Origin of the sequence: Bradyrhizobium sp. STM 3566 (assembly GCF_045571445.1) — a bacterium.
GTDB classification, from domain to species: Bacteria; Pseudomonadota; Alphaproteobacteria; order Rhizobiales; family Xanthobacteraceae; genus Bradyrhizobium; species Bradyrhizobium vignae.
The window spans coordinates 1-20,109 of sequence record NZ_CP120692.1 but is presented as its reverse complement, the minus strand read 5'-3'; the positions used below and the strand labels follow the sequence as shown (position 1 = coordinate 20,109).

Sequence of the window (20,109 nt, the reverse complement as noted above, 5' to 3'; positions counted from 1 at the left end):
ATGGATATGGGAAAGAACATGAGCGCGCAGGTGACAAAACTTGTTCAGGACTACATCGCGGTGTGGAACGAACGAGATGCCGGGAAACGCCGGCGGCTGATCGATTCGGTCTTCAACGATGCCTGTGCCTATATCGATCCGAATGACTCGGTCGCGGGAAAGGATGCAATCGAACACTTGGTGGAAGCCTTGCAAGCGAGGGTCCCGGACCTGCGCTTCACGCTCGCAGGTCCCGTGAACGCGCATCACGATCAGGTCTTGTTCGGCTGGAGGCTGGCTGCGCCGGGGGCTACAACACCCGCTGCCACAGGCATCGACATGGCGGTGCTGGATGGCGGCCGCATTGGGCGGCTCCACGGATTCGTAAATCCGCGGGCGGAAACAGCCTGGATTTGCTTCGTCGCGAGGGCTCCTCGCAATGAAGGAGTGAGTGACGACAGCCGGACTTAAATCTTCAGCTCTTTGCCCGTCACGCGGCGATACGCTTCCAGATACCGCTTGCTGGTCGCCTCGACCACGCTCGCCGGCAGTGGCGGCGGCGGGGCGTCGCCGTTCCAGCGGCCCGCGCGGCGCTCGGCGTCGAGATAGTCGCGCAAGGGTTGCTTGTCGAAGCTCGCCTGCGGCTGGCCGGGCTTGTAGGAATCGACAGCCCAGAAGCGGGAGGAATCCGGCGTCATCACCTCGTCGATCAGGATGATGCGGCCGTCCTTGTCGCGGCCGAACTCGAACTTGGTGTCGGCGATGATGATGCCCTGCTCGCGGGCGAGCTCCTCGCCGAGCGTGTAGATCGCGCGCGTCATGCTCTCCAGCGTGTAGGCGACCTCGTCGCCGACCACCGCGCGCATCTTCGCAATGGTGATGTTCTCGTCATGGCCGCTCTCGGCCTTGGTCGCCGGGCTGAAGATCGCAGGCTCCAGCTTCTCGCTCTCCACGAGGCCTGCCTTCAGCTTCTCGCCCGCCAGCGTACCGCTGGCGGCATATTCCTTCCAGGCGGAGCCCGAGAGGTAGCCGCGGATCACGCACTCGATCGGAAACACGGTGGTCCGCTTGCACAGCATGGCGCGGCCGAGAATCTCGGCGCGATGCGGTTTCAACGCCGGCACGGCCGCTACGATCTCGTCGGTATCGGCGCTGATCATGTGATGCGGCACCACGCCCTCGAGCTCATTGAACCAGAACGCGCTGATTTGCGTCAGCACCGCGCCCTTCATCGGAATGGTCTCGCCCATCACCACGTCGAAGGCGCTGATGCGGTCGGTGGTAACGAGCAGCAGGCGGTCATCATCGACGGCGTAGATATCGCGCACCTTGCCGCGTCCGATCTTGGGCAGGGGCAGGTCACTGGAGAGCATGGTGGTCATCGGCAGATCTTTCGCAGGCAAGTCTTTGCAGGCAAGTCTTTGCAGGCAAGTCTTTGCAGACATGGCCTTCGGGCAGAGAGTCCGGACGCGCCGGATGGCGCAGCCGGAAACCGGATTAGCCTATTCCGGCAGCGGAATGAACTCGTGTTCCTGCGGAACTGCGGCGAAGCGGCCGGTTTTCCAGTCCTGCTTGGCCTGCTCGATCCGCTCCTTGCTGGAGGAGACGAAATTCCACCAGATGTGGCGCGGGCCCTCCAATGCATCGCCGCCGAGAAACATCATCCGCGTCGCCTCGAGCGCCTTCACGGTGATGCGATCGCCGGGTCGGAAGATCAGGAGCCGCGGCCCCTCGTAACGTTCGTTCGCGATCTCGACCTCGCCGTCAACCAGGTAGATCGCGCGCTCCTCATGATCAGGGTCGAGCGGCACCGTCGCGCCCGCGACCGCCGTGACCTCGGTGTAGAACCAGGGCGAGACCATCGACACGGGCGAGGCGATGCCGAAGGACGAGCCCGCAATCACGCGTGCGGTAAAATCGCGCTCGGAGATCATAGGCAAGTCGCCCGCCGCATAATGCTGGAACGACGGCGCGATCTCTTCCGATCCGGCCGGCAGCGCGATCCAGCTTTGCAGTCCCAGCATCTTCTGGCCCGAGGCGCGCTGTGCATCCGGCGTGCGCTCGGAATGGGCGATGCCGCGCCCGGCCGTCATCAGGTTCATCGCGCCAGGCTGGATCTCCTGGACGTTGCCCTCACTGTCGCGATGCATGATCGCGCCGTCGAACAGATAGGTGACGGTGGCGAGCCCGATATGCGGATGCGGCCGCACGTCCATGCCCTTGCCGGAGACGAACTGCACCGGGCCGAAATGGTCGAAGAAGATGAAGGGCCCGACCATTTGCCGCTTGCCATGCGGCAGCGCGCGCCGCACCGCAAATCCGTCGCCGAGATCGCGCGTGCGAGGCACGATGACCAGATCGAGCGCATCGCAGGACATGGGATCGCCGAGCACGGGGTCGTTCGAGGGCTGCCAGCTCATGGGTGGACTCCTTTTTGGCTTTGTTGAGCGGGAGCCTAGCAGGATTTCGCATCGTCGTCGCGGCAAAGGTCGCTCCTCAAATTCCGCTGTCATGCCCCGGCTTGCCGTCTTCGCTGAAGCTTCGCCGGCCGAGCGCGTGTAGGCCCGGCGTAGCTTGGCGGCGCCGGGACCGGGGCATCCAATACGCCGCAGCCATCGATTCAATCACCGACGTCTCGGAGTACTGGATCGCCCGGTCAACCAAGCCGGGCGATGACAGCGGTGGATGCCGCTACGACAATGGCATGCGGATGGTCCTTGAAAAACCGGGCACAACGAACGATGTTCGGCTGCTTCCAACCACGTCAATCGAACCATCCGATGACCCTTGCCGCAACCGAGCTCGCCTTTCGCGCTGCCAGCGTCGCGCTGCTGCTTGTGCTGGCGGTGTCATTGCTCTCCGATTTCCGCAACGTGCTGGCAGCCCGCCTCGGCGCGGCGTTCGCGCTCGGCTCGGCGGCGCATGCGGCGAGCTATTCCATCGGCGTGTCGTCGCTCGTTCCGGTCTGGCACGCGCCGCTGATCGCGCTGTCGACCGGCAATATCGTCGTGTTCTGGCTGTTCACGCGTGGGCTGTTCGACGAAGCCTTTCGGTTGCGCTGGTGGCACGGTTTGATCTGGGCTGCGGTAACCGCCTTCAGCTTGGTCGGGTGTCTGTGGATCGCGCCCGGCGGGAACGCGCGGTTCTCGGTGACGGTCGTCAATCTGATCGTGCTCGGTTTCATCGCGCTCGCGGTGGCGCAGACCATCCGATCGTGGTCCGCCGATCTGGTCGAGCGTCGCCGTCGCGTGCGCGTCTTCATCGTGTGCGCCGCCGCGCTCTATGGCGGGCTGAATGCGCTGCTTCAGATCCTTGCTGCCGGCAGTGCAGGCGATGTCGCCAACACGATCAACGCCGGTGTGCTCGCCTGCATCGTTGCGGCCATTGCCTGTGCGATGATGCGCATCGACGGCGCCGATCTGTTTCCGGCGTCAACGTCCGCGCCGGCAATTTTTCCTCAACCCGCGAGGAGCGATGAATCCGCCGACCAGAAGCTCATCGACGCCCTGATGCGGCTGATGGCGGACGAGCGCGTCTATCGCCAGGAGAACATCACCATCGGCGTGCTTGCGACCCGGCTCAAGATTCCCGAATACCGGTTGCGCCGGCTGATCAACCAGCGGCTCGGCTATCGCAATTTCAATGTGTTTCTGAACAACCACCGGATCGAGGAAGCCAAGGCCGCGCTCGCCGATCCCGCCCAGGCCGAAGTCCCAATCATCACCATCGCCATGGATGCCGGCTTCCAGTCGCTGGGTCCGTTCAACCGTGCCTTCAAGGCAGTCACCGGCGTGACACCGACGGAATACCGGCGGCTCAAGGTGAATGCGGCGTGACGCGCCCGCTTCGCCTCTCCCCCGGGGAGGCCACCGCAGCTGCGGCGGCATTTTTCGTATTACTCTGAAATAACTGACTTATTCCAGAACCGGCCAGTCTCGTTCAGTTTTAGGCCAGCCCATTTTCCGAATCCGGCGAGCATCCACCGTCCGCCTTCCGCTTCCTCCCGCCATACGCCCCAGCCGGAGAAAGCCTGTGACCCGCCGCCGCAAGATCGTCCTCCTCGCCACCACCATTGCCGCAGCCGGCCTTGCGCTCGGCGCCGCCCGGGCCCGCGACTTGCCTGAGGTCGCGACCGGCTTCGTCGCTGACATTCTCTGCTCCGAGACGTTCGTCTCCGGCCTCGATCCCCAACGCAACTTCGCCGAGACCACCGATGCCATGCCCGGGACCAGCCTGATCAGCTGGGCGATGGACTACAGGGTCGATAGCGTCCGCAAGGACGTCACGGTGACGCTGTTCGGCCTCGGCCGCAGCCACGCCGTCTACCGCGAGGGACTCGGCTGCACGCTCGAACATGGCGCTGGCATGACTGCCGTCGAACCGCTGCCTGACGACGAACGGCCGGCGTTGCTACCCGAGATCGCCGGCCCCGCGATCGTGCCGCCGCAAAGCCCCTCACTCGCCGCCGCGCTCGACCGTGCCTTCACCGAACCCGCAGAGCCGCCCTACCGCCGCACCCGTGCCATCGTCGTGATGAAGGACGGCCGTATCATCGCCGAGCGCTACGCGGATGGCATCGGGCCGGAGACGCCGCTGCTCGGCTTCTCCATGACAAAGTCGGTGATATCGGCGCTGATCGGTGTGCTGGTGCGCCAGGGCAAGCTGAAGCTCGAGGGGCCTGCGCCGATCGCAGCCTGGAAGAACCCCGATGATCCGCGCCATGCCATCACCGTCGATCAGCTGCTGCGTCACACCGCGGGCCTTGCGCTCGGCAGTTCGTTGCAAGCCTCGCTCGGCTCGGCCTTCGAGCCCGTCAACCGGATGAAGTTCGTGGAGACCGACATGGTGGCCTATGCCGAGACCATTCCGCTCGAGACCGCACCGGGCGCGGCGTGGAATTACCACGATGGCAATATGCTCATCCTCTCGCATCTGATCCGTGCTGCGGCCGGCGGCAGTCCCGCAGATGCGCTTGCCTTTGCGCGCCGCGAATTGTTCGCCCCGCTCGGCATGCGTCGTGTCGTGCTCCAGCTCGACGGCGCCGGCACGATCGAGGGATCGAGCGAGATGCTGGCCTCCGCACGCGACTGGGCGCGCTTCGGCCAGCTCTATCTCAATGGCGGCGTCGCCGGCGGCAAGCGCATCTTGCCGGAAGGGTGGGTGAACTATTCGTCGAGGGCCACGCCGAATGCGTGGGTCGGCATCGGCGCCGGCTTCTGGACCAACCAGGGCGACAGCTTTGGCGCAAATTTTCGCGTGGAGCACGGCTGGCCGCGCGATGCCTTCTTCGCCAAGGGCACGATCGGGCAATACACCATCGTGATTCCGTCGGAGCAGCTGGTGATCGTGCGCATGGGGCGCTCGCCGAACTGGCCGCCGCAAGCCGACGGCGTGTTCGATCTCGTGCACGATGTGGTCGCGGCCACGCGCGAGAAGGGGAAGCTGGCGGGGGCGGATTGAGAAGAGCGGACCGCGCCGCTTCTTACCCTCCCCTGGAGGGACCCTGGAGGGGGAGGGTCGATCGCGCGCACCGCGAGCGGGGTGGGGTGACGGTCTCTCCGCGACGAACAGTGCCCGAGTGGAGAGATCACCCCACCCCGTCACGCAATCTCGCGTCGCTCGATCGCGTGCCGACCCACGGGCGAGCTACGCTCGTCCCGGACCCCTCCAGGGGAGGGTAAGATGCGGCTGCGGCTTAGCTTCTACCTCCCCAATTCCGTCGCCTGCGCCACGCGGTCGAACCGCTCCAGCGCCAGAATCGCATCGGCAAACTTCTCTGCGCGCGCGTTCAGCACCGGGCGAGCCAGCGTCAAAAACTTCTGCTGCATCGCCTGCGTATCCGGGAAGGACGTCGGCTCGCCGGACGGATCCGCATAGAGCCGCTCGTGCACGCCATCGTCGGTGGTGATGCTCACGCGCGCGCCGAACGGATGGGTGCGGCCGATCTCGAGCCGGTCGTCCTGCACCACGTCGAACTTGTCGGCGAGCGCGTCGATGGCGGCATCGCCGAGGCGGTTGTAGTCGTCCCAGCCGAACGAGCCCTGGTCCAGCGCGAGCGCGCCGGTGAAGAACATCGAGAACTGGCCGCCGACGATCGAGCGCGGATGCCGCTTGGTCGCGGCATCGCCGGTCAGCGTGATGCCGTTGCGATGCAGGCCGATCTCGACACGCTTGACCTGATCGGGCGTCAGATTGTGCTCGCGCCGCATGGCGATCAGCGCGTCGATCGCGGCATGGGTGTAGCGGCAGCTCGGATAGGGCTTTACGCCGATCTTCATCGTTTCATAGGTCTTGCCGAGATCGGCCACCGCCTTTTGCGGATGGGCGTCGTCGGTGTAGCCGGCGAGCAGGCCGTGCTTGCCCTCAACTGACTCGGTCGCGCCGACGAAATCGTTGCGTGCCAGGGTCGCTGCGATCACGCCGTTCATCGCGGCCGCGCCGACCTGGTAGCGCTTGTTCCAGGCGCCGTTGACCAAAAATTGCAGCGAGCCCGCGGCCTGGCTGCCGGAAACGCCGAACGCGGCGATCAGCTGCTTCTCGCTGAGGCCGAACAGCTTTCCTGCCGCGGCAGCGGCGCCATAAGTGCCGGCGGTCGCGGTCGGGTGGAAGCCGCGCGCGTAATGCGAGGTCGGGTCGAGCGCGTTGCCGAGCCGGCAGCAGACCTCATAGCCCACGACGATCGCCGTCAGCACGTCGCGTCCCGACGCCCCGACCATCTCGCCGACGGCGAAGGCGGCCGGCACCACGGGCGCGCTCGGATGCAGCGAGGAATCGGCGTGGGTGTCGTCGAAATCGAGGGAATGGCCGAGCGCGCCGTTGAGCAGGGCCGCGACCGCCGGCGTCCAGGTCTTGGTGTCGCCGAACACGGTGGACTCGCCTTTGGTGTCGAGCGCCAGCGCCTCCAGCATCTTCAGCATCGACGGGGTCGATTCGGCCTGGCGCCGAGCCCGTATCGCGCTGCCGAGGAAGTCCAGCGTCAGCACCTTGGCGCGCTCCAGCACCTCCGCCGGAATATCCTGGTATTTCAGGTTGAAGACGTACGCGGCGAGCGTTGCAGTTTCGTGGGCCATCGTGTTTCCTCGTTTGGCGCGCAAGTTAAGCCGGCTGATTTGGCCTTTCAAGCGGCCTTGCGGCCGCGGGCATCAGCCATGCTTTTGCTTGGCTTCAAGAGGATCGAGACTTCCGCCGATGGCATTCGCAAAAGCGCTGTTCGCTCGCATCCGGTCGCGGCGGACCCAGCTGGGATTGGCGATCCGGGTCACGGTGGCCGCGACAGCGGCCTATGCGATCGCGACCGCCCTGCATCTGTTGCTGCCGCTCTGGGCGGTGCTGACCTCGCTGATCGTGACCCAGATGAGCGTTGGCCGCTCGCTGAAGGCAACGCGCGACTACATGCTCGGCACCATCGGCGGCGCCGTCTATGGCGGTGCCATTGCGATCCTGATCCCCTATTCCAGCGAAGCCGGCCTTCTCGGCCTCCTCGTGCTGTCGGTCGCTCCGCTCGCCTTCATCGCTGCGATCAATCCGAGCCTCAGCGCGGCCACGGTCACCGCGGTGATCGTGCTCCTGGTGCCGACCATGCATCACTCCGATCCCATGACCTCGGCGATCGATCGGGTCAGCGAGGTCGCGGTCGGTGCCATCACGGGTCTGCTGGTCTCCTTCCTGGTGCTGCCCTCGCGCGCGGTGCGGCAGATCCGCGCCAGCGCGGCGACGCTGCTCGAATTGATCGCGGATGCCTTCACCGAGCCGCTGGCGGGTCTCACCCGTGGACGCGACAATGACGCGCTGCATAGGATCCAGGACGGCATCGGCACGGCCATGGTCAGCCTCAATGCGATCGGCTCAGAAGCCGAGCGCGAGCGCGCCGCGCGCCTGTCGAGCGGCCCGGACACCGGCCCGTTGCTGCGAACGATCCTGCGGCTGCGCCATGACGTCGTGATGATTGGCCGAGCGACTGTCGTGCCACTGCCGATCGAGGTGCAGACGCGCCTATCGGGCCCGCTCATGGAAGTCTCGACCGTGATCGCGCGCTTCCTGCGCTCGGCCGCTGCCGCCTTGCGCGAAGGCGCCGGCGCGCCGCCGATCCATCCTGTCCACCTCGCGCTCCAGCATTACGCCGAAGCGGTCGCCTCTGTCCGCCAGGACGGCCTGATCCGCGGCCAGCCCGGCGACACCGCCGAGCGCTTCTTCGCCCTCGGCTTCTCCCTGGAGCAGATGCACCAGAATCTGTGCGATCTCGATCGCGTCGTCGGCGAATGGTCGGAGGCGTCGAGCAACAAGTCCGCGCGGGTGGCGGAGTAAGCTAGAGCATGATCCGGAAAAGTGCGAAGCGGTTTTCCGGAAAGATCATGCGTAAACAACAAGCTAAAGCGCGATGACGATTCATCCAAATCTCATCGCGCTTTAACGGGCCGGCTCCACGATCCGTCCCATCATGCCGCGGACCACGAGCTTGTGGAAGGGCGTGATGAGGGCGAGGTAGGTGCGGCCGAGCAGATTGTGCGTGCGCACCAGCGTGGTCGAGGTCACCCGGCGGCTCGCGGCATCGCCCGTCACGTCGACGACGAGGCGGAAGTCGAGATGAGAATCGTTGAAGCCCGCGACGAGCCGCTCCGGCGTCTCGCTCACCACCGGAAAAAGGCCGATCAGGCCGTGCGGCGCCGGCGCGCCTTCGCCCGAGGTCTTCAGCCCGAACGGCGTCACCAGAATGTTGCGCAGGTGCACCAGACCGTCGACCCAGCGCCGCCCGTGCAGCACCATCCGGACGCAGGCCTGGCGGGCATCGACCGCCGCCGCGCCGATCTCGACGCGAAACGCGTCGATGAACTGCGCGCCGGGCAGCAATGCATTGGCATCGACCTCAGGCGTGACTTCGTGGACCGTCCCCTTCATTCCACCAATCTGCGCGTCAGCATTCGGAAGCGCAAGACCAGGAGCCCGGCATAGACGAATGTGCCGATCGAGAAGCCGATCCAGACGCCGATCGCGCCCAACCCTGCGTGGAACGCGAGCATCCAGCCTGTGGGAAAGGCGACGCCCCAATAGCCGATCGCCGCGAACAGCAGTGTCATCCTGGTGTCGTTGATGCCGCGCAGCGCGCCGCCCATGATGGTCTGCAGGCCGTCGGCGATGAAGAAGGTGGCGCCGACCAGGAGCAGCGTCCCCGTCAGTTCGACGGTGGCCGCGCTTTCGCTGGCGCCGCCGAAAAACAGCCGGCCGAGCTGATAGCGCCCGATCACGATGGCGATCGTCAGCGCGAAGACCAGCGCGACACCGAGCACGGCTGCGGCGAGCCCTGCGCGCTTCACCGCCGCCGGATCACGGCGGCCGAAGGCATGACCGACCCGCACCGTCGCAGCCATGCCGATGCCGAGTGGCACCATGAACAGCACGGCGGTGACCTGGAGCGCGATCTGGTGCGCGGCGAGCGCCGTGGTCGAGATCAGCCCCATCAGCAGCGCGGCCGAGGAGAACAGGCCGTATTCCAGCAGCAGGGAAAACGAGATCGGCGCGCCGACCGCAACCAGCTGACGCATCAGCGGCCAGTCGATCCGCCAGAGATGGGCGAGGGGATGATAGCCGGCGAAGGGTTTTCGCCATGCCGCGATGGCGAGCGCGGCGAGGAAGGTGCCGAGATTGACCAGCGTGGTCGCAAGCCCCGCGCCGAACAGGCCGAGCTCCGGCAGGCCGAACAGGCCGTGGATCAGGGCGTAGACCAGCGCGGCATTGACCGGGATCGCCGCCACCGTGATCCAGAGCGGCGCCTGCGGCCGGTTCACCGCGCTCATCATGCTGCGCAGCGCGATGAAGCCCAGCGCCGGCGCGATTCCCCAGGCGAGGCCGTTCAGGTAGCGCTGCGCCAGCGCGGCGGATTGTGGCACTTGTCCGAGTGCGAGCAGGATCTGCTCGCCATAGAGCGGCGAGGCCATCATCGGCAGCGAGATCAAGAGCGCGGCCCAGAGGCCGACGCGGAGGGAGCGGCGGATGCGCCTGATATCGCCGGCGCCGAACGCCTGCGCGGCCAGCGGCGACACCGCGGACATCAGTCCGAGCCCGAAGGTGAAGCTGACGAAATAGACCGTATGCGCCAGCGCCGCCGCGGCCACTGCGCTCTCGCCGAGGTGGCCGATCATCGCGAGATCGGTCGTGATCATCGCGATCTGCCCGAGTTGCGTCAGCATCATCGGCACGGCGAGGCGCAGCGTCTGGACGAACTCTTCGGCGAGATGATTTGGCGGCACGCCGGCCTGCGGCTGCGAATGATGTTGCACGGTGTCGAGCATCGCCGGTCAATAGCACGGCCACACGTCGAAAACATGGCCCACGTGTCCCGGACGCGCGAAGCGCGAGCCGGGACCCAACAGGAGCCACCGCCCATGGAATCTACGATATTGTGCGCTTCGCGCCACCTTCTCCCACAGGGGGAGAATGAAGAAAGAGCCTTCAGCTCTTCCTTTCCGGCACGCGCTTGATCTTCGCGCCCAGTGCATTCAGCCGTTCCTCGATGCGCTCGTAGCCGCGCTCGATCTGGTCGGCGTTGTTGATGGTGGAGGTGCCCTCGGCGCAGACGGCGGCGAGCAGCATCGCCATGCCGGCGCGGATGTCGGGCGAGGTCATCGGCGCGCCGCGCAGGCGGCTGGGGCCGGCGATGATGGCGCGGTGCGGGTCGCAGAGCACGATGCGCGCGCCCATCGCGATCAGCTTGTCGACGAAGAACATCCGCGATTCGAACATCTTCTCGAACATCAGGATCACGCCCTCGCATTGCGTGGCGGTGACGATCGCGATCGACATCAGGTCGGCCGGGAAGGCCGGCCAGGGCTGGTCCTCCAGCTTGGGCACATGGCCGCCGAAATCGTCCTGGATCTTCAATGTCTGATTGGAGGGCACGATGAGGTCATCGCCCTCGATTCGGCAGACGATGCCGAGTCGCTCGAAACCCATGCGGATCGAGCGCAGATGCTCGACACCGGCGCGCGTGATGCGCAGCGGCGAGCGCGTCACCGCGGCAAGTCCGATCAGCGAGCCGACCTCGATGTGGTCGGGCTGGATCCTGTAGCTCGCTTCCCCCAGCGTCGCCGCGCCATGGATGGTCATGGTGTTGGTGCCGATGCCCTCGATTTTCGCGCCGAGCGCGACCAGGAAGTTGGCGAGGTCCTGCACATGCGGTTCGGAGGCGGCGTTGCGCAAGTAAGTGACGCCTTCGGCGGCGACCGCTGCAACGAGCGCGTTCTCGGTCGCGGTGACGCTCGGCTCGTCCAAAAACACGTCCGCGCCGGCGAGCTTTGGCGCGCGGAACTCGAGCCGGTCGGTCGCGGTGACCTTGGCCCCCAGCTGCTCCAGCGCCAGCACATGGGTGTCCAGACGGCGGCGGCCGATGACATCGCCGCCCGGTGGCGGCAGCATCACCTCGCCGCAGCGCGCGAGCAGGGGCCCCGCGAGCAGGATCGAGGCACGGATGCGCACGCACAGCTCGGGATCGAGATCGGCGGCGCGGATGCTCTTGGCATGGATGTGAAGCGTATTGCGGGCAGTCCATTCCGCCGATGCACCGACCGAGCGGATCAGCTCGACCAGTGTTTCGGTGTCGCGGATCCGCGGCACGTTCTCCAGCGTGACCGGATGCTCGGTGAGCAGGGCGGCGGCGATGATCGGAAGCGCCGAGTTCTTGTTGCCGGACGGCTCGATCGAGCCCGAGAGCCGGTGACCGCCCTCGACGATATATTGGATGGGCGCCAAATGGATTCTCGCTGTCCTGATGGAGTGGGGAGGGCTGTTTCGGGCGGAAACTACAGAGATTTGAGCGCGGGAGCAATTGTGCTGGGCGGTGGTTCGTAGCCGATCCGTGAGCCCAGGCGAAGCTGCTGATCCCTCATGGTGAGGAGCGCGGAACGCGCGTCTCGAACCATGCAGGCCCCTATGTCGCCTGTGGCCATCCTTCGAGACGCCCGCTTTCGCGGGCTCCTCAGGATGAGGATGAAGCTTGTGGAAGCGGCCCTCAAAACAGCCCGACGATATTCCCGATCACATAGAGGATCGCGATCAGGATCAGCGCGCCGATCAGGTGATCTGCATCCGTGGTTGGCTCCGATCAAGCCAACCCGGCCTCAAATATCGATCGTCGCGCTCAGCGAGTGTTCCTGGATGAAGTCGCGGCGCGGCTCCACCACGTCGCCCATCAGTTTGGTGAAGATGTCGTCGGCCTCGTCGACCTCCTTGACCTTCACCTGCAAGAGCGAGCGTGCCTCGGTGTCGAGCGTGGTCTCCCAGAGCTGCTCGGGGTTCATCTCGCCGAGGCCTTTGTAGCGCTGCAGCGTGATGCCTTTACGGCCAGCGTCGGTCACGGCTTCGAACAGATCGACCGGGCCGTGGACCACGTGCTCGTTGTCCTTGCGCCGCAGCTTGCCGGAGCGGGCGTAAACGTCCTGGAGCCTGGTCGTATATTCGTCGAGCTTGCGCGCCTCGGCCGAGCCGAGCAGCGCATCGTCGATCACAGCCGCTTCCTTGACGCCGCGCACGGTGCGCTCGAACACGAAACCCTGGCCCTCGACGAATTGTCCCACCCAGCCGCGCTCGACCTCCTCGGCCTGGTTGTCGAGCCGGCTCGCGATGTATTGCGCGGCCGCAGCGGCCTTCTCGGGATCGCCGTAGATGTCCTTGTTCAACACGCCGGTGATGGCGGCCTGCTCGACCACCTTGCGGTTATAGCGGCTGTGAAGGTTGCGCAGGATGCTGCGGACGACGCGGGCGTCGTCGACCAGCGCGCGCAAATCGCGCCCGGAACGGTCGCCGCCGGTGCCAGGGATGTACACGCAGTCATCGAGACCGGCGTCGATCAAATAGTCTTCCAGCGCTCGCTCGTCCTTCAGGTACTGCTCGGACTTGCCGCGTGAGACCTTATAGAGCGGCGGCTGGGCGATATAGAGATAGCCGCCGTCGATGATGTCGCGCATCTGCCGGTAGAAGAAGGTGAGCAGCAGCGTGCGGATGTGAGCGCCGTCGACGTCGGCGTCCGTCATCACGATGATCTTGTGATAGCGCAGCTTCTCGACCGAAAACTCGTCGCTGATGCCGGTGCCGAGCGCGGTGATCAGGGTGCCGATCTGCTCCGACGACAGCATCTTGTCGGGACGGACCCGTTCCACGTTGAGGATCTTGCCGCGCAGCGGCAGCACCGCCTGGAATTCGCGGTTGCGGCCCTGCTTCGCGCTGCCGCCTGCCGAGTCGCCCTCGACGATGAAGAGCTCGGATTTGGCTGGATCCTTCTCCTGGCAGTCGGCGAGCTTGCCGGGCAGCGAGGAGACTGAAAGCGGGCTCTTGCGCGTCAGCTCGCGCGCCTTTCGCGCAGCTTCGCGGGCAGCGGCGGCCTGGATCACCTTGCCGACGATCATCTTGGCCTCGGAGGGGTGCTCCTCGAACCAGGCCTGGAGCGCCTCGTTGAGGACGTTCTCGACCACGGGACGCACTTCCGAGGACACCAGCTTGTCCTTGGTCTGCGACGAGAATTTCGGATCGGGCACCTTCACCGACAAAACGGCGGTGAGGCCTTCGCGGCAGTCGTCGCCGGTCAGCGCGATCTTTTCCTTCTTGGCATTGGCCTCGGCGTAGCCGTTGACCTGGCGCGTCAGCGCGCCGCGGAAACCGGCAAGATGGGTGCCGCCGTCACGCTGCGGGATGTTGTTGGTGAAGCACAGCACGTTCTCGTGGTAGCTGTCGTTCCACCACAAGGCGGCCTCGACGCCGATGCCGTTGGCTTCCGAACGCACCATGATCGGCGTGGGCACCAGCGCCTTCTTGTTGCGGTCGAGATATTTGACGAACTCCTCGACGCCGCCGGAATAGTACATCTCCTCGCGCTTCTCGACCGCGTGGCGCATGTCGGAGAGGGCGATGTGCACGCCGGAATTGAGGAAGGCGAGCTCGCGCAGGCGGTGCTCGAGGGTAGCGAAATCGTACTCGATGTTCTTGAAGGTCTCGGTCGAGGCGAGGAACGTCACCTCGGTGCCGCGCTTGCCCGGTGCCTCGCCGACCACCTTGAGCGGTGCGACGGCGTCGCCATGGGCGAACTCGATATAGTGCTCCTTGTTGTCGCGCCAGATGCGAAGCATCAGCTTGCTCGACAGCGCGTTGACGACGGAGACGCCGACGCCGTGCAGGCCGCCGGAGACCTTGTAGGAGTTCTGGTCGAACTTTCCGCCGGCGTGCAGCTGGGTCATGATGACCTCGGCCGCCGAGATGCCTTCGCCCTTGTGGATGTCGACGGGAATGCCGCGGCCGTCGTCGCGCACGGTGACGGAATTGTCGGCGTTGAGGATCACGTCGACGCGCGTGGCATGACCCGCGAGCGCCTCGTCGATCGCGTTGTCGACGACCTCGTAGACCATGTGGTGCAGGCCCGAGCCATCGTCGGTGTCGCCGATATACATGCCCGGACGCTTGCGGACGGCGTCGAGACCCTTGAGCACGCGGATCGATTCCGCGCCATATTCGCTCGCGGTGGAGGGCTCGTTTTCGGCAGCATGCTGCCGAGCAGGTTCTGTCATGAGAGGCCTTCGAGATGTCGCCCGAATCAGCGGCGCAAAAGGCGCTGATTTGCGAGGTTATTTGTGCCATGAAAGACCGCTTGCGCCTAGCGCAAAGTATCTCCCGGCAACCCTTTGAGTAGATAGGGTTTTTGGGCCGGTTTTCAAGGCTTTTGGAGGGCGGTTTCCGGCACTGCAAAAAGCGCGATTCGAGGGCCCGTTGGGGCCTCGAAGGGGGCGTGGATTTTGCGGGGCTGAAGGCTGGTTCCGCGCCGCCGGGGTGAGAGATTTCACGCTGCGCGTCTCGCTGCCCGCGGATCGAGACGGGCTCAATACAGATGCAGCGGCGACCACGCATCGCCGTCGCGTCCGACCGTGAGCTCCCAGGTGTCGCCGGCCGCGATGACGAGGGTGTTCGTATGGGCGGGATGCCCGGGCACGTTCACTTCGTAGGGATATTTGCCGGCCGGCAGGTCCAGCGCGACGGCATTGGCGCCGCGGGCGCGGATGATGGTCCGCTCGTCGATGGTGAGCGCGGCCTCCGTCTCGCCGATATTGCTGAACACCACCTTGGCCTGGCCGGGTTCGGGCATGACGTTCGCCTTTGTCGCCGTATCCGAATTCTTCTGCACGAGCTCGATCGCGGTGCTGTTGTCCTTGCGATGGAGCTCCAGCAGCGCCGGTCCGAGCGGTGAGGCGAAGGCAAGCTCGACGTGATCGGCGGCGATCACCGCGCCGTCAGGCTTTTCCTGCCAGCCGAGCTTGCCGAGTTCGGCGCGGTAGAAGGCGAGCACGTCGCCGAGATCGAAGGGGACGGTCGCTTCCAGCCTGGTACGGAGCGGCGCTTCGATGCCGCTCACCACGGTGGTGTGGATTCCCCTGTAGCTGTAGCGGGTCGGCGCGGGCAGCTTGGTCGCGGAATCCGGCGTGAGCCCGGCCGAGAACAGCGGCGGCAGCTGCGACACCCAGGCTCCGGCGCTCGCCGCGAGCATGCAGATCGCGAGAAAGCAGAGGCCGCACGCAAACGCCAGCCATCGTGCCGGGGCTTGCGCCCCGGTCATTACCGTCCGCATCTTTCTCCCCAGGATATCGCGCGCGACGCCATCGCCGCCGCGCGCTCAAAAAGCTAGTCGCGGCCGCAAACGGGCGGGTTCAAGGCGGCGGTCTAGCTTCGGGCCGAGACTCGTCCGCTCTCGACGTCAAAGACTTCGCCCCCTGCGCCGATCTCGGTGAAGGCGGCAGGATCCGCGCCGGTCAGCCACACCTGCGCGCCGAGCTTCTTCAGCTCCTCGAACAGCGCCGCGCGGCGGTTCGGGTCGAGATGCGCAACCACCTCGTCGAGCAGCAGCAGCGGCACGATGCCGGTCATCTCGGCGACCAGCGTCGCATGCGCGAGCACGAGGCCGATCAGAAGCGCCTTCTGCTCGCCGGTCGAAGCGTCGCGCGCGGGCATGCTTTTCGGCGCGTAGACGACCTGCAGGTCGGTGAGATGCGGACCGTCGGTGGTGCGACCGGCGATCGCATCGCGCGGGCGGTTGTCGCGCAGGATCTGGCGGTAGCGGTCCTCGACCGACGTCGCGGTCTCCTGGAGCAGCGCGTTCTCCATCCAGCCGTCGAGCGCGATCTGCGCCGACGGGAACGCGGATTCTTGCGCGCGTGCGTTGAGCATGCCGGTGAGCCTTGCCGCGGTCTGGCCGCGCGTTGCCGCGACCGCGACGGCCAGCTCGGCGGTCTCGCGCTCGATCGCGTCGCACCAATGGTCGTCGTAATTGCGCGTCTCCAGCAGGCGGTTGCGCGAACGCAGCGAGCGCTCGAGTGCGTTGATCCGGCTGGAATGCTCGCTGTCGATGGCGAGCACCAGGCGGTCGAAGAAGCGCCGCCGCTCGGACGCAGCCCCCATGAACAGCCCGTCCATCGCCGGCGTCAGCCACACCATGCGGATGTGGTCGCCGAAGGCGCTGGCCGACCCCACCGGCTCGCGGTCGATGCGGCAGCGCCGGCTGACCGGCCCATCTGCGCGCGGCGTATCGATCCCGGTGCCGAGCGTGGCGAGCCCCAGCGCGCCCTCGACCTGCGCCGACACCGCCCAGGAGCCGTCGCCCTGGTTGTCGGCGACGTCCTCCAGCGTCGCGCGGCGCAGGCCGCGGCCCGGCGACAGGAACGAGATCGCCTCGATGCAATTGGTCTTGCCCGCCCCGTTCGGCCCGACCAGCGCCACCACGTCAGCCGTCGTCTCGAGCCCCGCCGCCCGATAATTGCGAAAGTGCGTCAACGTCAGGCGATGAATGCGGGAGGGGGTCATCTCAACTCGTCATTGCCGGGCTTGACCCGGCAATCCCTCGCCCGCGTCAGCGGGCAATTTCATCATATGGGTCTTGCCAGGTGGGATTGCTCTTCACAATCAGATCGATCTTCCACTCACGGGACCAGTGCTTCATGTTCTTTTCGCGCTGAAGGGCAGCGGCGATCGTGTCATGCGCCTCGAAATAGACCAAAGCCTTCACGCCGTAACGTTTGGTGAAGCCATCGGCCAGACCCTCGCGATGTTCATAGACGCGGCGGACCAAAATGTTCGTGACGCCTATGTAGAGTGTTCCACCGGGCTTGCTGGCGAGGATGTACACCCAGGTCGTTCTGTTCGATGGCTGGCCGGGTCAAGCCCGGCCATGACCCGGCCATGACAAGAGGAGAAAATAGCCTCACACCCGCATCGGCATCAGCACGTACAGTGCGCTCTTGTCGTCACGATCCTGCACCAGGGTTGGTGAGCCCGGATCGGCGAGGCGGAGGGTTGCGACGTCGCCTTCGATCTGGGCGGCGATGTCGAGCAAATAGCGGGAGTTGAAGCCGATATCGAGGGCGTCGGCGGCGTATTCGACCTCGAGCTCCTCGGTCGCGCTGCCCGAATCCGGATTGGTCACCGACAGCACCAGCTTGCCGGCCGACAGCGACAGCTTCACCGCCCGCCCGCGCTCGCTGGAAATGGTGGAGACGCGGTCGACCGCGTCCTCGAAGTCCTTCTTGTCGACGACGAGCTCCTTGTCGTTGTTCTGCGGGATGACGCGGCCGTAGTCGGGGAAGGTGCCGTCGATCAGTTTCGAGGTCAGCACGACGTTGCCGATCGTAAAGCGGATCTTGGCCTGCGACAGCTCGATCGTCATCTCGGCCTCGGTGTCCTCGATCAGGCGCTGCACCTCGCCGACGGTCTTGCGCGGCACGATCACGCCGGGCATGCCCTCGGCGCCCCTGGGCTGCACCAGGTCGAGCTGGGCGAGGCGGTGGCCGTCGGTGGCGACGCCGCGCAGGGTGGCGGCCTTGGCCGTGCCGGCCGCGTGCAGATAGATGCCGTTGAGGTAGTAGCGCGTCTCCTCTGTCGAGATCGCGAACTGGGTGCGGTCGATCAGCCGCTTGACGTCCTTGGCCGCGAGCGAGAACGAGTGCGACATGTCGCCGGCGGCGAGATCCGGGAAATCATTCTCCGGCAGCGTCTGCAGCGTGAAGCGCGAGCGGCCGGCGCGGATCGCGAGCACCGCGCGGTCGCCGTCGGCCTCCAGCACGATCTGCGAGCCGTCGGGCAGCTTGCGCACGATGTCGTAGAACATGTGCGCCGGCACGGTGGTGGAGCCCGCGGTCGCGGTTTCCGCCGGCAGCGTCTCCGTCACCTCGAGGTCGAGGTCGGTCGCCTTCAGGGACAATTTGGCGTTTTCGGCGCGGACCAGCACGTTGCCGAGGATCGGGATCGTGTTGCGGCGCTCGACCACGCGGTGGACATGGCCCAGCGACTTCAGGAGTTGCGCGCGTTCGACCGTAACCTTCATTGCACTACTCGCCCGATCCCCAAGGAAAACACTGCGTTGGAAGAAGCCCGGCAGCCGAAAAGCGCCACGGCACCGAAGACCCCGGAAGGCCGGGTCATCGAGCCGATATGACCAAAGCCGTCAGGGTCGCGCAAGGTGGCGCGGATGGCGCTGGGATTCAAGGCATTGGGGGCAGTTCCCCACGATTTAACGGCAAACCGGCGCCGGCAGCCGGGTGCAGGTGCGCTCCCTCGCTGGTGGGGTAGCAATCGTCCCCACAGCGTCATGGCCGGGCTCGTCCCGGCCATCCACGGCTTGCCTAAGGAGCCCAAAGAACGTGGATGCCCGGGTCAAGCCCGGGCATGACGACCTCTGCTGAAGGTGAAACAAATAGGCCTTTATTCCTGAAGCTGGCGCTTGAGCGACTCGACCTCTTCCAGCAGCGCGGTGTCCTTGGAGACCAGCGCCTCGATCTTGCGTACCGCGTGCAGCACGGTGGTGTGGTCGCGCCCGCCGAAGCGGCGGCCGATCTCGGGCAGCGAGCGCAGGGTCAGCGTCTTGGCGAGATACATCGCCACCTGCCGCGGGCGGACCACGTTGGCGGTGCGGCGCGAGGACAACAGGTCGGAGCGGCTGACATTGTACTGCCGCGCCACCACGCGCTGGATGTCCTCGATCTTGATCCGCTTGGGCTCCTGCGGCCGCACCAGGTCGCGCACCTCGTGCTCCGCCATCTCCAGCGTCACCGGCCGGTTGTTGAGCTTGGAATGCGCGAGCAGACGGTTGATCGCGCCTTCGAGATCGCGGCCATTATGGGTGATGGTGCGCGCCAGATATTGCAGCACCTCCTCGGGCACCTCGAACGTCGCATGATGGGCGCGGGCCGCGGCGACGCGCGACTTCAGGATGCCGTGGCGCAGCTCCTCGCCGAGCGAGCCCATCTCGACCACGAGCCCGCCGGCGAGCCGCGAGCGCACGCGGTCGTCGAGGCTTTCGAGGTCGGACGGCGGACGGTCGGCCGCGATCACGACCTGGCGGCCGGCGTCGATCAGCGCGTTCAGCGTGTGACAGAACTCGGCCTGCGTCGACTTGCCCTGGAGGAATTGCAGATCGTCGATGACGAGCACGTCGATGCCGCGCAGCGCTTCCTTGAAGGCCAGCGCCGTCTGCGTCTTCAGCGCAGCGACGAAGCCGTACATGAATTTCTCCGCCGTGAGATACAGCACCTTGCGCTCGTTGCCGGAATTGCCGGCCCAGGTCACCGCCTGCAAGAGATGCGTCTTGCCGAGGCCGACGCCGGCGTGAATGTAGAGCGGGTTGAACATGACGGGATCGCCGCGGCGTCCTTCGGCAACCTGGCGCGCGGCGGCATGTGCCAGCGTGTTGGAGCGGCCGACGACGAAGCTCGCGAAGGTCAGGCGCGGATCCAGCGGCGAGCCGCCGAGCGCGTCGTGATTGGCCGAGACCGGCGCGGTCGCGGTCGAGCGCAATTCCGGTGTCGGCGCGCGGCGCGCCTCGACCGGCGCGGGCGCTTCCTTCGGGTGTGCCGCCGGGCGCACGGCGGAGCGGACCGTGAGGTCGATGCGATGCACTTCCGGCATCTCGGCCTGCCAGCACGACAGCACGCGCTCGGCATAATGGGCCTGGATCCAGCTCTTCAGGAACCGCGTCGGCACCGAGAGCCGCACGCTCTCGTCCTGCACGCCTTCGAGATCCATGCGTGCAAACCAGCTCGTGTAGACGTCCTCGCCAACGCTCGAGCGCAGCCGACCCTTCACGCGTGACCAGCGATCCTGTTCCATTGTCAT

Annotated in this window: 16 protein-coding genes; 4 read left to right on the top strand and 12 right to left on the bottom strand. The window is 66.0% G+C overall.

The features are described from left to right. Window positions 1–450: a nuclear transport factor 2 family protein gene (locus tag P6U27_RS00080; RefSeq protein WP_129142331.1), complete on the top strand. Its 450-nt coding sequence runs from the start codon at window positions 1–3 to the stop codon at window positions 448–450. Here the strand turns inward: P6U27_RS00080 and P6U27_RS00075 are convergent. Continuing rightward, window positions 447–1,361: a phosphoribosylaminoimidazolesuccinocarboxamide synthase gene (locus P6U27_RS00075; protein WP_129142330.1), complete on the bottom strand. Its 915-nt coding sequence runs from the start codon at window positions 1,359–1,361 to the stop codon at window positions 447–449. The two genes, P6U27_RS00080 and P6U27_RS00075, sit on opposite strands and share 4 nt — an antisense overlap. A gap of 120 nt (window positions 1,362–1,481) precedes the next feature. After that, a complete protein-coding gene (locus tag P6U27_RS00070; protein ID WP_129142329.1) occupies window positions 1,482–2,399 on the bottom strand; it encodes a pirin family protein in 918 nt (305 codons plus the stop codon). Between the two features lie 360 nt (window positions 2,400–2,759). Here P6U27_RS00070 and P6U27_RS00065 point away from each other — a divergent pair, with 360 nt between their 5' ends. Both P6U27_RS00065 and P6U27_RS00060 read left to right on the top strand, forming a co-directional pair. After that, the gene (locus tag P6U27_RS00065; protein ID WP_407193545.1) at window positions 2,760–3,815 is read left to right on the top strand and encodes a helix-turn-helix domain-containing protein; all 1,056 of its coding nucleotides are present in this window, start codon (window positions 2,760–2,762) and stop codon (window positions 3,813–3,815) included. A 196-nt stretch (window positions 3,816–4,011) separates the two neighbouring features. After that, complete coding sequence (locus tag P6U27_RS00060; RefSeq protein WP_407193544.1) at window positions 4,012–5,439, top strand: serine hydrolase domain-containing protein; 1,428 nt, start codon at window positions 4,012–4,014, stop codon at window positions 5,437–5,439. Between the two features lie 242 nt (window positions 5,440–5,681). On the opposite strand, the gene P6U27_RS00055 is transcribed toward P6U27_RS00060, so the two are convergent. Next, complete coding sequence (locus tag P6U27_RS00055; RefSeq protein WP_407193543.1) at window positions 5,682–7,049, bottom strand: MmgE/PrpD family protein; 1,368 nt, start codon at window positions 7,047–7,049, stop codon at window positions 5,682–5,684. A gap of 118 nt (window positions 7,050–7,167) precedes the next feature. Between P6U27_RS00055 and P6U27_RS00050 the strand changes: the two genes are divergently transcribed. Then, window positions 7,168–8,283: an FUSC family protein gene (locus tag P6U27_RS00050; protein WP_407193542.1), complete on the top strand. Its 1,116-nt coding sequence runs from the start codon at window positions 7,168–7,170 to the stop codon at window positions 8,281–8,283. Window positions 8,284–8,385: 102 nt separating this feature from the next. Here the strand turns inward: P6U27_RS00050 and P6U27_RS00045 are convergent, their stop codons facing one another. The 9 genes from P6U27_RS00045 to dnaA all read right to left on the bottom strand — a co-directional run bounded on the left by P6U27_RS00045 (window position 8,386) and on the right by dnaA (window position 20,109). Next, on the bottom strand, window positions 8,386–8,874 hold the full coding sequence (locus P6U27_RS00045) for a DUF2867 domain-containing protein (protein ID WP_407193541.1): 489 nt from the start codon (window positions 8,872–8,874) through the stop codon (window positions 8,386–8,388). Then, window positions 8,871–10,265 carry an MATE family efflux transporter gene (locus P6U27_RS00040; RefSeq protein WP_129142326.1) on the bottom strand — a complete coding sequence of 465 codons (1,395 nt, stop codon included), beginning with the start codon at window positions 10,263–10,265 and terminating at the stop codon, window positions 8,871–8,873. The genes P6U27_RS00045 and P6U27_RS00040 overlap by 4 nt, the downstream gene beginning before the upstream one ends. Before the next feature lie 160 nt (window positions 10,266–10,425). After that, entirely contained in the window at window positions 10,426–11,721 is a 1,296-nt protein-coding gene (gene murA, locus P6U27_RS00035) for a UDP-N-acetylglucosamine 1-carboxyvinyltransferase (RefSeq protein WP_122400108.1), read from the bottom strand. A gap of 368 nt (window positions 11,722–12,089) precedes the next feature. Continuing rightward, a complete protein-coding gene (gene gyrB, locus P6U27_RS00030) occupies window positions 12,090–14,525 on the bottom strand; it encodes a DNA topoisomerase (ATP-hydrolyzing) subunit B (RefSeq protein WP_122400107.1) in 2,436 nt (811 codons plus the stop codon). A 308-nt stretch (window positions 14,526–14,833) separates the two neighbouring features. Continuing rightward, on the bottom strand, window positions 14,834–15,577 hold the full coding sequence (locus P6U27_RS00025; RefSeq protein WP_407193540.1) for a hypothetical protein: 744 nt from the start codon (window positions 15,575–15,577) through the stop codon (window positions 14,834–14,836). 92 nt (window positions 15,578–15,669) lie between these two features. Next, the gene (gene recF / locus P6U27_RS00020; protein ID WP_407193539.1) at window positions 15,670–16,806 is read right to left on the bottom strand and encodes a DNA replication/repair protein RecF; all 1,137 of its coding nucleotides are present in this window, start codon (window positions 16,804–16,806) and stop codon (window positions 15,670–15,672) included. A gap of 46 nt (window positions 16,807–16,852) precedes the next feature. Continuing rightward, window positions 16,853–17,128, bottom strand: coding sequence for a GIY-YIG nuclease family protein (locus P6U27_RS00015; protein ID WP_407193538.1), 276 nt, complete (start codon window positions 17,126–17,128; stop codon window positions 16,853–16,855). 75 nt (window positions 17,129–17,203) lie between these two features. Further along, the gene (gene dnaN, locus P6U27_RS00010; protein ID WP_407193537.1) at window positions 17,204–18,322 is read right to left on the bottom strand and encodes a DNA polymerase III subunit beta; all 1,119 of its coding nucleotides are present in this window, start codon (window positions 18,320–18,322) and stop codon (window positions 17,204–17,206) included. A gap of 377 nt (window positions 18,323–18,699) precedes the next feature. Then, window positions 18,700–20,109, bottom strand: coding sequence for a chromosomal replication initiator protein DnaA (gene dnaA / locus P6U27_RS00005; RefSeq protein ID WP_122400102.1), 1,410 nt, complete (start codon window positions 20,107–20,109; stop codon window positions 18,700–18,702).

Bases quoted from the DNA above. Each gene is read 5' to 3' on its own strand.
- P6U27_RS00075 (WP_129142330.1), bottom strand. From the start codon at position 1,361: ATGACCACCATGCTCTCCAGTGACCTGCCCCTGCCCAAGATCGGACGC.
- P6U27_RS00080 (WP_129142331.1), top strand. From the start codon at position 1: ATGGATATGGGAAAGAACATGAGCGCGCAGGTGACAAAACTTGTTCAG.
- P6U27_RS00040 (WP_129142326.1), bottom strand. From the start codon at position 10,265: ATGCTCGACACCGTGCAACATCATTCGCAGCCGCAGGCCGGCGTGCCG.
- P6U27_RS00055 (WP_407193543.1), bottom strand. From the start codon at position 7,049: ATGGCCCACGAAACTGCAACGCTCGCCGCGTACGTCTTCAACCTGAAA.
- P6U27_RS00025 (WP_407193540.1), bottom strand. From the start codon at position 15,577: ATGCGGACGGTAATGACCGGGGCGCAAGCCCCGGCACGATGGCTGGCG.
- P6U27_RS00070 (WP_129142329.1), bottom strand. From the start codon at position 2,399: ATGAGCTGGCAGCCCTCGAACGACCCCGTGCTCGGCGATCCCATGTCC.
- recF (WP_407193539.1), bottom strand. From the start codon at position 16,806: ATGACCCCCTCCCGCATTCATCGCCTGACGTTGACGCACTTTCGCAAT.
- dnaA (WP_122400102.1), bottom strand. From the start codon at position 20,109: ATGACAATGGAACAGGATCGCTGGTCACGCGTGAAGGGTCGGCTGCGC.
- P6U27_RS00050 (WP_407193542.1), top strand. From the start codon at position 7,168: ATGGCATTCGCAAAAGCGCTGTTCGCTCGCATCCGGTCGCGGCGGACC.
- P6U27_RS00045 (WP_407193541.1), bottom strand. From the start codon at position 8,874: ATGAAGGGGACGGTCCACGAAGTCACGCCTGAGGTCGATGCCAATGCA.
- P6U27_RS00065 (WP_407193545.1), top strand. From the start codon at position 2,760: ATGACCCTTGCCGCAACCGAGCTCGCCTTTCGCGCTGCCAGCGTCGCG.
- gyrB (WP_122400107.1), bottom strand. From the start codon at position 14,525: ATGACAGAACCTGCTCGGCAGCATGCTGCCGAAAACGAGCCCTCCACC.
- dnaN (WP_407193537.1), bottom strand. From the start codon at position 18,322: ATGAAGGTTACGGTCGAACGCGCGCAACTCCTGAAGTCGCTGGGCCAT.